Consider the following 13,826-nt stretch of genomic DNA (forward strand, 5'->3'; position numbering starts at 1 on the left):
AGACCTGCGCTCGGAGACGCTACTATGTCGACAAGGTATATACTGCGTCTCTTAGTCCGTAGCATTCAATAATCTGGTATTCCAATGGCAAAAGCTCAAGCCCAAGTCGCTGCTTTGCGCGGCGGCACGAGTAGAAGTGAGCACCTTCGACAAAAAATCATTGATGTGGCTTTGCAGCACTTTAGTCAATTCGGTTTTGAGGGCACCTCAGTTCGCAGCGTGGCACGCGCTGCAGACACTACTCACCCATTAGTTCTCTATCATTTCAACACTAAAGATGCTTTGTGGCGGGAGACCATGACCGCGACGGTGGGTGCCTATAGCCGCTCTATTGTTGAATTGTTTAAAAGCAATGAAAACCAACCTGCCGAGGTAAGCTTGCAGCGCTTTATAGAGCGGTTTGTGAGAATGTCGGCAGAGCGTCCAGAAGTGCATCGCATTTTAACGATGGCGAGCACGCAGGATACCCCAAGAATAAATTGGATTGTTGATGAATTTTTGCGTGATCATTTTGAAATGGTTGTGAACTGTATTCGTCAAGGCCAGCAGCATGGCACGGTGCGTGATTGCGACCCCAGCCGTCTTTACTATTATATTATCGGTGCGGCGGGAACCACCTTTACGCTTCACGGCGAGATCGAATTGCTTACAGGGCGTCAGGTATTCTCCGAAACCGAAATCTACCACACCATCGCGTTTATCTTCGATATTGTGTTCGTCTAGTATTCCACTTTTTTACTATAGCCCCGTAATATTAAACGCTGTTGTGCTTAATATTCTGGGGCAGCGCGTCGCTCGTGGTTTTCCTCGCTTTTTAGTTTTTGGTTTTTCCTGTTAGCGAATGAACATGGTCTTAAGTTGCGCTTTAGCGAATCGCGGCCGCCTAGTCACCCTGCTAATCTCCCTAGTCAATAGGGGTGCAGAGCATGACTATGGTGGAGGTCGTTTCCGTTGTGGGTGCAGCAGTGTTTGTTGTCGGTCTATTTGATAACTGCGTTGCGCAACCTTGGCAACTGCTGCAGCCATTACTTGCACAGCTACTGGTCTTTGCTCGATTTGATAATAGCCTGCCTAGCCATTGGAGCGCGTTGGACCGTTTGGGTTGCAGTAGTGCTGTTGTGATGTGTTGATAATAAATGGCCTTTCGGCGGGGAAATGCATGGCTTAGTGCTACTAATAGGCTAATTGCCAGCAGCACACTAATGATGACAATTTGGGCAATATTCCAATACATAAATGCCTTCTTAGCTCAGCAAGCTTGTGCTTAATTGAAAAACAAGAAATGAAGCGAGATAGGCTAATGCAAACAGATAAAAAGTGGCAAAGCCCATCACTCGCCAAGAGTTAGTTTCGCGCCGAATAACGGCCAAGGTGGAGATACACTGCGGGGCAAATACGAACCACGCAAGCAGCGATAGCGCGGTAGGTAGTGTCCATTGTTGGGCAATTAACTCGGTTAGTTGTTGGTTGACCATTTCGTTGCTGCCCGACATTGCATACACCGTGGCCAGTGCAGATACAGCAACTTCGCGGGCAGCCATGCCTGGTATTAAAGCAATGCATATTTGCCAGTTAAACCCAATGGGTTCAAAAATAACTGACATCATATGGCCTAAGCGACCGGCAATACTGTAGTCGATAGCGGCGCCCATGTAGTCTGCGGGAGCGCTAGGAAACGTGCAAAATGCCCACAGCAGAACGGTGAGTGAAAAGATGATTCCGCCAACGCGTTTTAAAAATATATTACTTCGGTGCAATAGACCAATGCCTAAATCCCGAACCTTAGGGATGCGATAAGCGGGCAATTCCATTAAAAAGGCATGCTCGCTTTTATCTCGCTTTACCCATTTCATACTAAACGCCACTACTAAAGCGCTTAAAATGCCGGCTATATACAGGGTAAATAGCACTAATCCTTGAAGATTAAATAACCCCGCTACTTGCTGGCGGGGAATAAATGCCGAAATTAAAAGTGTGTAAACAGGGAGCCTAGCTGAGCAGGTCATTAAGGGGGCAACGAGTATGGTCGTTAATCTATCGCGTGGGTCTTGAATACTCCGAGTTGCCATTATGCCAGGTACGGCACAGGCAAAGCTCGACAGTAACGGAATAAATGCGCGGCCGGTGAGCCCAGCGCGAAACATTATTCTGTCCATGAGGTATGCTGCGCGGGGGAGGTAGCCAGATTCTTCTAAGAAAAGAATGAACAGGAACAGAATTAATATTTGCGGTAGAAATATTAATACATTGCCCAGCCCTGCAATTATGCCGTCATTCACTAAACTGTAGAGCGCTGATTCCACTGGGATTGGCGCTGTGACTAAGTTTCCAAATAAATTGACGCCTGCGGTTATGCCATCCATTAATGGGGCCGCCCACGAAAATACCGCTTGGAACATGAAAAATAAGATAAAGGAAAGAACAATTAGGCCAGTGATAGGGTGAAGGAGAATGCCGTCTAATTGGTCATCGAAACCACGATGCTTGTGTGTGCTATTTTGCGAAACGTAACGCGCCATAAGAGTATTGACGTGTTCATAGCGGGCTTCAATATTGAGATTATTGCTGTGCGCCGGTGTTGGCCAGTGCTGCTGTGCTAGCTGTGCTAGTAAATTAGCGGCACCGTCGCGCTGAGTTGCTATGGTTTCTAATATAGGTATGCCCAGCGCTTTAGTTAGGCCGATGGTATCTATATGAATGTTTTGTTTGCGAGCGCTGTCCATCATGTTTAGGGCTATTATCATTGGCCGACCTAGGTCGGCCAGCTCAAGCACAAAGCGCAAGTGTAGTCTTAGATTGGTTGCATCAATTACACAAACAATGAGCTCAGGCTGCGCCTCGCCTTTGTAGATCCCTTGTAACACATCGCGAGTAACGGCCTCGTCAGGACTGGTAGCAGATAGGCTGTAGGCGCCGGGTAAGTCTAGTACCTGAAAGCTAAGGTCTTCGTTGATTCGACAGTAACCTTCTTTGCGCTCAACGGTGACGCCGGCGTAATTGGCTACTTTTTGCTTACTACCAGTGAGCAGGTTGAATAGCGCAGTTTTCCCGCAATTGGGGTTTCCGACTAAAGCTACGCGATGAACTTGATTTGGGGTGCGGCTCATATTACTTCTTTAATTTGAATGCGCTCTGCCTCTTTCTTTCGTAGAGCAAAGCGAGTGTTGCCAACGCGGACAACCAAAGGAGAATCTTTGAAAAGACCCCTAGCTAAAATTTTTACTGGGGCGTCAACCACAAAACCCAATTCACGCATGCGATGCGCGATAGGGTCTAGCTCACGGCTATTTCGTACTGAGACTACGATTGCTTGACCGCCTTTTGGTAGCTCGGATAAGTTCATAATAAAGCTGCAACTGGCCGCTAATGAGAATGGGTCTCATTATATTCCCTATGATAGCGAGTTACTACGGATATATTGTGTCTAGGTGTGTATTCGTCAACCTTAGTATTGGGCTTATTCGACTTTTTGGGAATACCAGAGGGTAGCGCGCCTAAGAGGCAGGATGCCAGATAGACCGGCTAAGTAGACGATAATACGAACAGCGTCATAACGCGCAGCAATTGGAAGAGCCCTCAAAATGCTTGAGTCAGTAGGGGCGGTGCTGTCATGGCTAAAATAGGTTTCCAGTTGCAAAAATACCGAGTGGATGGTGGGCGCGCGCTATGGATATTATTAACAAGTAGCTACTTAGGGCGGCGATAAACGCAATAATTTGCTGGGAATGGGTGCGGCCTGCACGCAAGGCATATACGCCCAGTACGATATAAATGATTAGCATACTCAATTTTACGCTCAGCCAGTTATGTGAAACTGGATACTGATGTGTCATTTTCATGAGTAATAAACCGGTTGTGAGCAGAATACTGTCGTTAATGTAAGACAGCCGCGAGAGCGCTGGGTGATTACTTTGGGCGGATCTGGCAACCATTAGCAAACCGCGAAACGTAAACACGCCACCAGAGAGTAAAACGGTGGCGATATGTAGTAGTTTGATCTGTGGGTAGAATTCAATCATGGCTGTTTGCGTCTCGTCGTATAGTTTAATTATGTTCCTACAGAGCGAATGCGGTCGATGATTTTAATGCAGAAACCATAACGGAGCCTGTAAATAATTCTGTGGAGCTGTTCGTGCTGCTTTACAGGTGATCATCTCTACGCTGAGTGTAACAGTCGAACGCAGGGCGGCGTCAGTGGACGATGTTCTTACGGCATTAATCAAAATGCGGTAAAGCATTGCCAAGCTGTCAAGTAAAGTCATCAATCTGGCGTGAATGCCCGACTTAGTGGCGCTATTGCCCAAGCCAATATCCTTAATCCAGCTAGACTGAGCGGTACTTGTTTTTAACCCAATAGGTATTGGCAATGTCCCTGAGTTTTGACAGTGCGCGTCTGCACAACCCCTATTTACGTCCCGAGCACGAAGAATGGCGCACCCAGTTGCGCAGGTGGCTAAGCCGCGAGGTAGAGCCATTTTTGAACGATTGGGAAGAGGCGGGGCAGATACCCGCCAGTTTGTGGGCTAAGGCCGCCGAGATCGGTGTATTGCAGCTCAGCTACCCCGAGCAATACGGCGGTATCTCCGAGGGCATTGATCAGTGGCATATGAATATTGTAAGTGAGGAGTTTACCCGCGCGGGATCGGCGGGAGGCTTGGTGAGTAATTTACTGATTCACGGCATCGGTTTGCCGCCGGTATTAAATTACGGCAGCGATGAAATTAAGCAGTTGGTGGTGCCGCCGGTATTGGCGGGGGAAAAGCGAATTTCGCTGGGGATTACCGAGCCCTCGGGTGGTTCGGATGTTGCGAATATTACCACCACCGCGGTGCGCGACGGCGACCACTATATTGTGAACGGCAGTAAAACCTTTATCTCTGGCGCCATGAATGCAGATTGGGTGTCGACTGCCGTGCGCACCGGTGGCGAAGGTGGTAAAGGCGTGTCGATGCTACTGATTCCCACCGATTTGCCTGGAGTGGGGCGCACGCCCTTAGATCGTAAGCAGGGTTGGTGCTGCGCCGATACCGGCAGTCTGTATTTTGACAATGTGCGGGTGCCGGTAGGCAATTTACTGGGTGAAGAGGGCAAGGGCTTCTGGGTGATTATGACAAACTTCAACCCCGAGCGTTTAAGCTTGGCGGTTACCATGGAAGCTGCGGCGCGCGCTTGCCTAGAAGACGCGGTAACGTGGGCGCAACAGCGCAAGACCTTTGGTAAGCGTTTGGCCGATCATCAAGTTATTCGCCATAAAATTGCCAGCATGAAACAGCGCATCAACGCCACCCAGACCTATTTGCAGTACCTTACCCAAGCCTATATTGAAGGCCGCTGTGATCCGGGTGATTTGGCCATGGCGAAAGTACAGGCCAGCGAGACCATGGAGTTTTGCGCCCGCGAGGCGAGTCAAATCCTTGGCGGCGCTAGCTATCTGCGGGGTAATCGGGTTGAGCGGTTTTATCGCGAAGTGCGAGTTAACGCGATTGGTGGCGGTTCTGAAGAAATTATGCGCGATCTTGCCGCCCGGCAGTACGGCCTGTAAGCCAATATAAAAAGGATAAACAATGAGCGAACACAATCATCTACAAAGCAAACAGCGACCAAAGTTGTGGCATTGCTACACTTCCCGTTCACTACGTGCCCTGTGGGCGCTAGAAGAAATGGGTATAGATTATGAACTAGAGACCTTGCCATTTCCGCCCCGCATGTTTGCGCGAGAATTTTTAGAGCTTAATTCACTGGGTACAGTGCCGTATTTTGTCGACGGCGACACCCACATGACCGAGTCTTCGGCGATTGGCTTGTATTTGGTTGAGCGCTACCAGCGCTATGATTTTGGTTTAAAAGCCGATCACCCCGAATACGGCGATTATTTAAACTGGCTGTTTCACAGCGATGCCACCTTAACCTTTCCGCAAACGCTGGTGCTGCGCTACTCCCAGTTAGAGCCGCCGGAGCGCCGCCAGCCCCAGGTGGTAGAAGACTATTACAAATGGTTTTTGGCGCGGCTTAAACGTCTTAATAGTCATATTGTTGGTCGAGAGTTCCTCTGCGATGAGCGCTTTACCGTCGCCGATATTGCGGTGGTGTTTGCCCTTTATTTGGGTGATGGCTTGGGCTTGTCACAATTCTATGAACCGCAGGTGTTGGACTATTATCAGCGCATGAGTGCGCGGCCAGCGTTTCAAAAAGTGGAGCCGATAGGCAAAGAGCAGTCGCTATTTTCGCCTACGCCATACCCCTTCGAAAACGTCCCCAATTTATTTGGCTAATACCTTTAACGCATTGTAAAAATAATACGGAGTTACTATGAAATTTAGTGAAGAACACAATGCCATCCGGCAAACCATTGCCCGCTTTATCGATACTGAAATTAATCCCTATGCCGATCAGTGGGAAGCAGACGGTATTTTCCCCGCCCACGAGCTGTTTAAAAAAATGGGTAATCTGGGTCTGCTTGGCATTGCGAAACCGGTCGAGTACGGCGGCATGGGCTTGGATTACAGCTACCAAATAGTGTTTTCTGAGGAGCTAGGGCGTATTGCCAGCGGTGGCGTGTCAATGGGGATTGGCGTGCAAACCGATATGGCGACACCAGCTTTGGCGCGCTTTGGTAGCGACGAGCTGCGCCGCGAATTCTTGGTGCCCGCCATTGCGGGCGACGCGGTATTCTCTATTGCGGTAAGTGAGCCCCACGCCGGTTCAGACGTGGCGGCCATAAAAACCACGGCTAAAAAAGACGGCGGCGACTACGTTATTAACGGCTCCAAAATGTGGATTACCAACTCCACTCAGGCCGACTATTTATGCCTGCTGGCCAATACCAGCGACGACAAGCCACATCTGAATAAATCGTTAATTGTGGTGCCCACTAATACACCTGGTATCTCCTTCTCCGAGCGCCTTAATAAGCTTGGTATGCGCTCATCAGACACGGCTCAAGTGTTTTTCGACAATGTGCGGGTACCTCAGCGCAATCTAATTGGCGAAGAGGGCCACGGCTTTATCTACCAGATGCTGCAATTTCAAGAAGAGCGCTTATTCGCTGCGGCGGGTGGTTTGAAAGGTATGGAAGACTGCATTAACAACACCATTGAATACACCCGCGAACGGCAGATTTTTGGTAAATCGGTACTCGACAATCAAGTGGTGCATTTCCGCATGGCAGAATTGCAGACCGAGGTCGAAGCCCTGCGCGCGCTGGTATACAACGCAGTAGAAGGCTATATCGACGGCGAAGACGTTACCCGCAAGGCTTCTATGGCTAAATTAAAAGTGGGGCGTCTGCTGCGCGAAGTCTCCGACAGCTGTATGCAGTACTGGGGCGGCATGGGATATATGTGGGACAACCCAGTTGCCCGCGCCTATCGCGACAGCCGTTTAACGTCTATCGGCGGCGGCGCCGACGAGGTAATGCTCAGTATTATCTGCAAAACCATGGGGATATTGCCCAGTAATAAGAAATAGCCGTAAACCTTAGGCCCTGCCAAATTTGGTTCTTATCTTTGGCTTTGCGTTAGATTTCATGACTCGGCGATTCGCAGTAGTATTGCCTCTGCAAACCAGAGATGAGTGGAAAGCGCATGAGTATTGAAGATCAAAAAGCCGGTGAAATAATTCGTCGCCAAGTTATGGGTAGCGCCCACGTGGATACCTCGCTGGGCAATGCCAGCGATTTTGACATGCCCTTGCAAGAGGCCGCCATGGAACACGCTTGGGGTGGAGTTTGGACGCGCGATGGTCTAGACCTTAAGGCCCGCAGCATTGTTACGGTGTCTATGCTAATAGCGCTACACGCGCAGGGGGAGCTGAAAGGACATGTGCGTGGGGCGCTTAATAACGGCGTTAGCCCAGAAGAAATACGCGAGATTGTTATGCATGCGGCAGCGTATTGTGGCTACCCAGCGGCCTTGTCTGCCATGCGCGTGGCAAAAGAAGTTGTTGATACTTACGAGGCTTAATGGCGCTTATTAAAGGAAGGCGGCCGTGTTTTACAAGCTCGGGCGCCTTATTTTGGTAGGCAAGTTGCGCCTAACATTCCTTATTGCACAATAAACTTAAGAGCCAGTTGCGATGTTACAAAACAGATAAGAAAAAAGATGGCCATTGCCGATAGTCCAGCAAACAGTATTGGCAAGGGGTTGGTTTCTGCCGAGTCCATTAATTGCTTGCGTCCCGATTTATTTTGAAGCGCAAATAATAATGAAATGCCCTGCTTAAGCGTTTCAAAGACGCTAAGAGACTTAGGCTTGGCAGTGGTAATGTCTTCTTGTTTCATAATAGCCATATTCTCCTGTGCTGCGATGGGCCTAATTATACCGCAGTCGAGCTATTTTAGGGGAAACAGTTACCGATCCAGTATATTCTGTCATTTTAGATGCTTAGTGCTTGAATTACATATAATTCTTGCTTGGAACTTGGCTTGACCATTGCGTGGCATAGAAATGAAAATGTGGTATATCCCCATTGTGTTGTTAGTTGCGGGCTTGGCTTACTCCTACTGGTTTGGCTATACGCCGCCGCTAATTGCGTTGGTCTATTTTATTGCCAGCGTGATTTCCTACGGTTTATATGCCAAAGATAAAATGGCTGCCACCAATGGCCGGTGGCGAGTGCCGGAAAATACCTTACACATTTCGGCATTAATGTGTGGTTGGCCCGGTGCAATTATTGGCCAACAAAGGCTTCGCCATAAAACCAAGAAAGTCAGTTTTCGGGGGGTATTTGTTATTACCCTCTTTATAAACATTAGCCTGCTTGGCTGGCTACATACACTGGAAGGTTCGCAGAAAATCCAGTGCAGTATCAATAAGATGGAGGCTTGGGCCGCTAATCAACTTGGTGGCCATAACAGCGTTACGGTTTTATTCAATTTAATGCGATTTCACTAGCGACTTAGAGTTGAGAGCGGAACTCGCGTAAAGCTTAGGGCTTAGGGCTTAGGGGTTAGGGCTTAGGGGTTAGGGCTGCTGATAAGCACGCATCCACATTTATACTGTGCAGAACCGCTAGCGCTAGTACCCTAAGTTCTCGGTTTCGGTGTTTTTTGTATGAGGCAAAGCATGAATATAATGGAACTGCTCGGTGTGGAGCTGCCGATCATTCAAGCGCCAATGGCGGGAGTGCAAGGCCATGCGCTTGCGGTTGCTGTGTCAAACGCCGGTGGCCTCGGTTCGCTGCCCTGCGCCATGTTAAGTCCTGACGCACTGCGTGCAGAATTAAGCGCCATTAAGCAGCAAACCGCCAAACCTTATAACGTCAATTTCTTTTGTCATATTCCGCCCACGCCAAATCCAGAGTGCGAAAGGCAATGGCTACAAACCCTTGCGCCGTATTACATTGAGCTTGGTATAGATGTGCATTCTATTGCTGCGCAAGCCGGTCGCAGGCCGTTCAGCAATGAGGCCGCCGACATACTAGACGAATTTAAACCACCAGTAGTGAGTTTTCATTTTGGCCTGCCCGCGCCAGCGCTAATGGCGCGCATACGCGGTTGGGGTGGAAAAATTATTTCAACTGCAACAACGGTCGGTGAGGCGCGCTGGCTAGAAGCCCGCGGCGTAGACGCTGTCATCGCCCAGGGCTTAGAGGCGGGTGGGCATCGCGGTAGCTTCTTGGCGCGCGACATAAGCACTCAGGTCGGTACTTTCGCCTTGTTGCCGCAGGTTGTTCAAGCTGTGAAAGTTCCCGTTATTGCCGCCGGCGGCATTGCCGACAGCAAGGGTGTTGCTGCCGCTATCGGCCTTGGCGCGACTGCTGCCCAACTCGGCACCACCTATCTACTCTGCCCAGAAGCCACCACCAGCCCAATACACCGCGCAGCTCTGCAAAGCGACGCCGCCCGCGTCACTGCGCTTACCAATCTATTCAGCGGTGGCCCAGCGCGGGGCATTGTAAATCGGCTAATGCGTGAGCTGGGGCCAATAAACTCTGCAGCCCCGGATTTCCCCCTAGCAAGCACAGCCATTGCGCCACTCCGAGCCAAGGCAGAAAGCCAAGGTAGTGGTGATTTTTCGCCGCTGTGGGCAGGGCAGAATACGAGCGCTTGCAAGGAGATTTCAGCACTGCTGCTTACGCGAGAGCTGGTGGATTTGGTCAGCGATGCCCCTTAAGTTTTCTGCTTTTTTACGGGTTCAAGTGTTGTAATACAAGTTTTAAAGATACTGTGAAACACAAACTTGTTGCACCGTATGGGTGTATTTATTGGTTATCTATGTAAGAAAAATGCTGATTTGTGATGCGAGCGTCAACGTTATCAGTCAACGTCAGGCTTCAAACAGGATTTTTTGACAGCCTTGCAAAATCAAGAGGTATATAAATTGTTTGGTGAATTAAATAAGGTAGCTCTACGTGAAATCTGGCCTCATGAAGCGTCAGATTTTACTCCTTGGCTCGCAGACAATATAGGCGAGCTTGGGAAATCATTAGGGATGGATCTAGAGCTAACCGAGCAGGAAGCGAGTGTTGGTGACTTTTCTTTAGATATCTTAGCTAAAGACTTAGGTTCGTCTAAGTCTGTAATTATAGAAAATCAGCTTACGCAAACTGATCATGATCATTTGGGTAAGTTGCTGACCTACGCCGCAGGATTTAATGCCTCTATTGTTATTTGGGTGTCTGAAGCAATTCGGGAGGAGCACCGGCAGGCACTGGACTGGCTTAATCAAAGAACCGACAGTGAAACATCATTTTTTGGTGTGGTGGTAGAGGTGATAAAAATAGATGACTCAAAGCCTGCGTTTAATTTCAAATTAGTCGCTTCACCAAATGAATGGCAAAAAAACAAAAAACGGCAGTCCCAAAGTGCCTCGATTTCAACGAAAGGGGAGAGGTATAGAAATTATTTTCAAAGCCTAATTGATACGCTTCGGGATAAGTATAGGTTTACGTCAGCAAGGGCTGGTCAGCCTCAAAATTGGTATTCATTTTCGTCGGGTTCTAGTGGAATAACATATGGTGCGAATTTCGCTCAAGATGGTAAAGCGCGGGCTGAGTTATATATTGGTGTTGGTGAACAAGTAAAGAATAAGTATATTTTTGACGAATTACAGAAAATGAAAAATGAAATAGAGGTTGAGTTAGGTGAAGCGCTTAGCTGGGAGCGTCTGGACAACGGAATAGCGTCAAGAATTGCTTTGTACACAAACGGCTCAATTGATGATGCAGATTCTGAGCTAGAGGCGGTTAAATCTTGGCATATTGATAAATTATTGAAGTTGAAAACTGTATTTAGTAAAAAAATAAGACCTTTATCTGTAATTGCTCGAAGTATGTAAGTAATTTCTAATTCACGAGCGCCCCAGTTAAATCAAAGGGGCAGTTGATTCTGGAGATACTCTAATCATGAAACACTCAGGTTCTTGCCTTTGCGGTAATGTTATTTATGAATACGGCGGTGAGCTTAAAAAATTTTTTCTCTGCCATTGCCAGCGCTGTCGTAAAAACTCGGGCTCGGCGCATGCTGCAAATATTTTTGGCCGTGGCGGTGAGTTAGTTTGGTTGCAGGGCAAAGACAGCGTATCTAATTTTAAGGTGTTGGGCACGCGGCATCAGCGCAGTTTTTGTAGCCGCTGTGGCTCGGCATTGCCTTTTGTGTCGGCAGATGGCGAGTCGGTTGTGATTCCGGCGGGTAGTCTTAATACCGACATTGGCCTTGCGCCGCAGGGCCATATTTTTATGGGTAGCAAGGCGAGCTGGGACAATGCGCTGGAAAATGTGCCGCGCTTTGATGAACTTCCTATTTAAAACTGCCCACTACGTTGGCTTGGCGCTGGCGTGATAAATCGGCATGAGTAACACCCATCACTGTTCCCCGTCGGTACTCGATAGACAGAATTAATAGCTGTGTTATGCTGCTGTAAGAATTTGTTCATATTTGCGGGAGAATCATGCTTCGCAGTCTGTTAGCAATGATCGTTGTACTGCTGTGCACCAATGCACTGGCGGATCGGCATCATTCAGCAAAAAGCTGGCTGGCGGGCAGTGTTAGCGATATCGCGGAATGCCGTGCAGATTTTGCCGGTAGCGAAGACCCGCCCGCCAAACTGCTTAATACCAATACCCCTTATACTCTCCTTGATTTTCCTGACCAGCCGCAGGTTTATGCCCCGCAAAATCTCGGCGCCCAGTGCATTTATCGAAATGCGCCAATTCGCGCGCCGCCAAAACTACTCTGATTAATACCAAAACCGACGGTATTCGCCGTTGCTGTTAATTAATGAGAGTTAAAAACATGAAACAGTTTGGACTATACGACGCCGATCGCGTCGATCAATTGGCGCACCCAGAAAACTTCGACCAGCTAAACGGTGATTCACCTGCAATGGTGGTGTTTACCGATTTTAAAGTACATGAACCGATGGTAATCGATGCCACGACCTCGGCGCTAGAAGCCGAGAATATGATGAAACGCTCACATGTTCGACTGAAATTGGTTGTAGATGAATATGGCAGCTTCCTTGGCGTGGTCGCGTTAGAGGACCTTAGCGATAGCGAAATGATCAAAAAAGTGGCCGACGGCTACAACCGCGAGGAGCTTCAGGTGAATGACATGATGCGCAAGCGGCAAGATTTAAAGGTGTTTGATTTTAGGGAGCTGGAGTTAATGACCGTATCAGACGTGCTGGATGTGCTGAGGCAATACGGTCATCAACACTGTTTGGTGGTAGAGCGCTCGCACCACCAAATACGCGGTGTTATCTCGGCCAGCGACATCGCTCGAAAATTGAAAATGGATGTGTCTATTCAGCGTCCGCCAAAATTTGCCGAGTTGTATCTTTCGTCTTTACATCGCTAAGGGCGGTCTTATAGGGGGCTTCGGCCCCCTAAATTGACTCGGTATTGATTACCGCAAGAATCGGGCTGTATTAATAGCGTCGATTCGTCACAATGTTCTTTTTTGCACTCCGCTGCCCAAGAAAAGGACACCCCGTGGTCACCACCGCAAATCATTCTTTAGCCAAAATTGACTGGCTTCAGCTAGAAGATCAATTAAATAGCCGCGGTAGTGCGCTTATTCAAAGCCTGTTTAACGCAGAAACCTGTCGCGAGGTGATTGCGCAATATCCTCAACAGGCGCTTTTTCGCAAGCGGGTCGTAATGGAGCGCCACGGTTATGGGCGCGGTGAGTATCAGTATTTTTCCTACCCCTTGCCCGATTTGGTTGCCGAACTGCGCCGTGATGTTTATGCGGGTTTAGTGCCGGTGGCCAATCGCTGGAATGAATTGATGGGCTTGGCCACACGGTTTCCCGATACTCATGAGGAGTTTATCCAGCGCTGCCACGCGGCGGGGCAGTGCAGCCCTACGCCATTGATGCTGCGGTATGAGGCGGGTGACTATAATTGCCTGCATCAAGACCTTTACGGCGAGCATGTGTTTCCCCTGCAAATGGTGGTGTTATTGTCTGACCCAAAGCGGGATTTTAGTGGCGGTGAATTTGTAATGACCGAGCAGCGGCCGCGAATGCAGTCGCGGCCAGAGGTGCTGCCCTTGGCCCAAGGTGATGCCCTGATTTTTGCCGTGCACCAGCGGCCAGCAACCGGGACGCGTGGCATTTACCGGCTCAATCATCGTCACGGGGTGAGTGAGCTGCGCAGTGGTGAGCGGCATACTCTCGGCGTGATTTTTCATGATGCGAGCTAATTAAATTGCCCGCTATCACTTACCCTTCGGGTACCCTGCGCTCACAAAATTCAACGGGATCGCGGCGGAGCTCGCCTTCGGCTCAGACAGTCCTCGCTAATGCATCCCATTGATTTCTGTGATGCTCGGTGAGCTCAAACGCGGGATGAAGGCCGTGCCGCGTTTGAGTGTTAGGTAGAGCT

The 13,826-nt window shown here is 49.0% G+C and carries 17 protein-coding genes; 12 read left to right on the forward strand and 5 right to left on the reverse strand.

What is annotated here, in order from left to right; all coding sequences use genetic code 11:
* Positions 1-84 precede the first annotated feature (84 nt).
* Complete coding sequence (locus tag P1U47_RS03825; protein ID WP_301027249.1) at positions 85-723, forward strand: TetR family transcriptional regulator; 639 nt, start codon at positions 85-87, stop codon at positions 721-723.
* 181 nt (positions 724-904) lie between these two features.
* On the opposite strand, the gene P1U47_RS17565 is transcribed toward P1U47_RS03825, so the two are convergent.
* From P1U47_RS17565 to P1U47_RS03840, 4 genes are all read right to left on the reverse strand, one after another.
* The gene (locus P1U47_RS17565; RefSeq protein ID WP_366943112.1) at positions 905-1,234 is read right to left on the reverse strand and encodes a DUF6587 family protein; all 330 of its coding nucleotides are present in this window, start codon (positions 1,232-1,234) and stop codon (positions 905-907) included.
* Between the two features lie 10 nt (positions 1,235-1,244).
* On the reverse strand, positions 1,245-3,107 hold the full coding sequence (locus tag P1U47_RS03830; RefSeq protein ID WP_301027251.1) for a ferrous iron transporter B: 1,863 nt from the start codon (positions 3,105-3,107) through the stop codon (positions 1,245-1,247).
* Positions 3,104-3,343, reverse strand: a complete 240-nt coding sequence (locus tag P1U47_RS03835; protein ID WP_301027252.1) for a FeoA family protein — start codon at positions 3,341-3,343, stop codon at positions 3,104-3,106. The genes P1U47_RS03830 and P1U47_RS03835 overlap by 4 nt, the downstream gene beginning before the upstream one ends.
* 271 nt (positions 3,344-3,614) lie before the next feature.
* Positions 3,615-4,019: a SirB2 family protein gene (locus tag P1U47_RS03840; protein WP_301027254.1), complete on the reverse strand. Its 405-nt coding sequence runs from the start codon at positions 4,017-4,019 to the stop codon at positions 3,615-3,617.
* A gap of 347 nt (positions 4,020-4,366) precedes the next feature.
* Between P1U47_RS03840 and P1U47_RS03845 the strand changes: the two genes are divergently transcribed.
* The 4 genes from P1U47_RS03845 to P1U47_RS03860 all read left to right on the forward strand — a co-directional run bounded on the left by P1U47_RS03845 (position 4,367) and on the right by P1U47_RS03860 (position 7,961).
* Positions 4,367-5,542 carry an acyl-CoA dehydrogenase family protein gene (locus P1U47_RS03845; RefSeq protein WP_301027255.1) on the forward strand — a complete coding sequence of 392 codons (1,176 nt, stop codon included), beginning with the start codon at positions 4,367-4,369 and terminating at the stop codon, positions 5,540-5,542.
* A gap of 22 nt (positions 5,543-5,564) precedes the next feature.
* Positions 5,565-6,272 carry a glutathione S-transferase family protein gene (locus P1U47_RS03850; RefSeq protein WP_301027256.1) on the forward strand — a complete coding sequence of 236 codons (708 nt, stop codon included), beginning with the start codon at positions 5,565-5,567 and terminating at the stop codon, positions 6,270-6,272.
* Between the two features lie 37 nt (positions 6,273-6,309).
* Positions 6,310-7,467 (forward strand): acyl-CoA dehydrogenase family protein, encoded by a 1,158-nt coding sequence (locus P1U47_RS03855; protein ID WP_301027257.1) that lies wholly within the window; start codon positions 6,310-6,312, stop codon positions 7,465-7,467.
* A gap of 116 nt (positions 7,468-7,583) precedes the next feature.
* On the forward strand, positions 7,584-7,961 hold the full coding sequence (locus P1U47_RS03860; protein WP_301027258.1) for a carboxymuconolactone decarboxylase family protein: 378 nt from the start codon (positions 7,584-7,586) through the stop codon (positions 7,959-7,961).
* 80 nt (positions 7,962-8,041) lie between these two features.
* On the opposite strand, the gene P1U47_RS03865 is transcribed toward P1U47_RS03860, so the two are convergent.
* On the reverse strand, positions 8,042-8,287 hold the full coding sequence (locus tag P1U47_RS03865; RefSeq protein ID WP_301027259.1) for a hypothetical protein: 246 nt from the start codon (positions 8,285-8,287) through the stop codon (positions 8,042-8,044).
* A 157-nt stretch (positions 8,288-8,444) separates the two neighbouring features.
* Here P1U47_RS03865 and P1U47_RS03870 point away from each other — a divergent pair, with 157 nt between their 5' ends.
* The 7 genes from P1U47_RS03870 to P1U47_RS03900 all read left to right on the forward strand — a co-directional run bounded on the left by P1U47_RS03870 (position 8,445) and on the right by P1U47_RS03900 (position 13,644).
* Positions 8,445-8,891, forward strand: coding sequence for a DUF1294 domain-containing protein (locus tag P1U47_RS03870; protein WP_301027261.1), 447 nt, complete (start codon positions 8,445-8,447; stop codon positions 8,889-8,891).
* Positions 8,892-9,062: 171 nt separating this feature from the next.
* Complete coding sequence (locus tag P1U47_RS03875; RefSeq protein ID WP_301027262.1) at positions 9,063-10,112, forward strand: nitronate monooxygenase; 1,050 nt, start codon at positions 9,063-9,065, stop codon at positions 10,110-10,112.
* 174 nt (positions 10,113-10,286) lie between these two features.
* Positions 10,287-11,276 carry a DUF4268 domain-containing protein gene (locus tag P1U47_RS03880; protein ID WP_301027263.1) on the forward strand — a complete coding sequence of 330 codons (990 nt, stop codon included), beginning with the start codon at positions 10,287-10,289 and terminating at the stop codon, positions 11,274-11,276.
* A 67-nt stretch (positions 11,277-11,343) separates the two neighbouring features.
* A complete protein-coding gene (locus P1U47_RS03885; RefSeq protein WP_301027264.1) occupies positions 11,344-11,745 on the forward strand; it encodes a GFA family protein in 402 nt (133 codons plus the stop codon).
* Positions 11,746-11,888: 143 nt separating this feature from the next.
* A complete protein-coding gene (locus P1U47_RS03890; protein WP_301027265.1) occupies positions 11,889-12,176 on the forward strand; it encodes a hypothetical protein in 288 nt (95 codons plus the stop codon).
* A 56-nt stretch (positions 12,177-12,232) separates the two neighbouring features.
* On the forward strand, positions 12,233-12,796 hold the full coding sequence (locus tag P1U47_RS03895; RefSeq protein WP_301027266.1) for a CBS domain-containing protein: 564 nt from the start codon (positions 12,233-12,235) through the stop codon (positions 12,794-12,796).
* Positions 12,797-12,930: 134 nt separating this feature from the next.
* Positions 12,931-13,644, forward strand: a complete 714-nt coding sequence (locus tag P1U47_RS03900) for a 2OG-Fe(II) oxygenase (protein ID WP_301027267.1) — start codon at positions 12,931-12,933, stop codon at positions 13,642-13,644.
* Positions 13,645-13,826 lie beyond the last annotated feature (182 nt).

The sequence above is a fragment of the Zhongshania sp. genome, assembly GCF_029212375.1.
Classification (GTDB): Bacteria; Pseudomonadota; Gammaproteobacteria; order Pseudomonadales; family Spongiibacteraceae; genus Spongiibacter.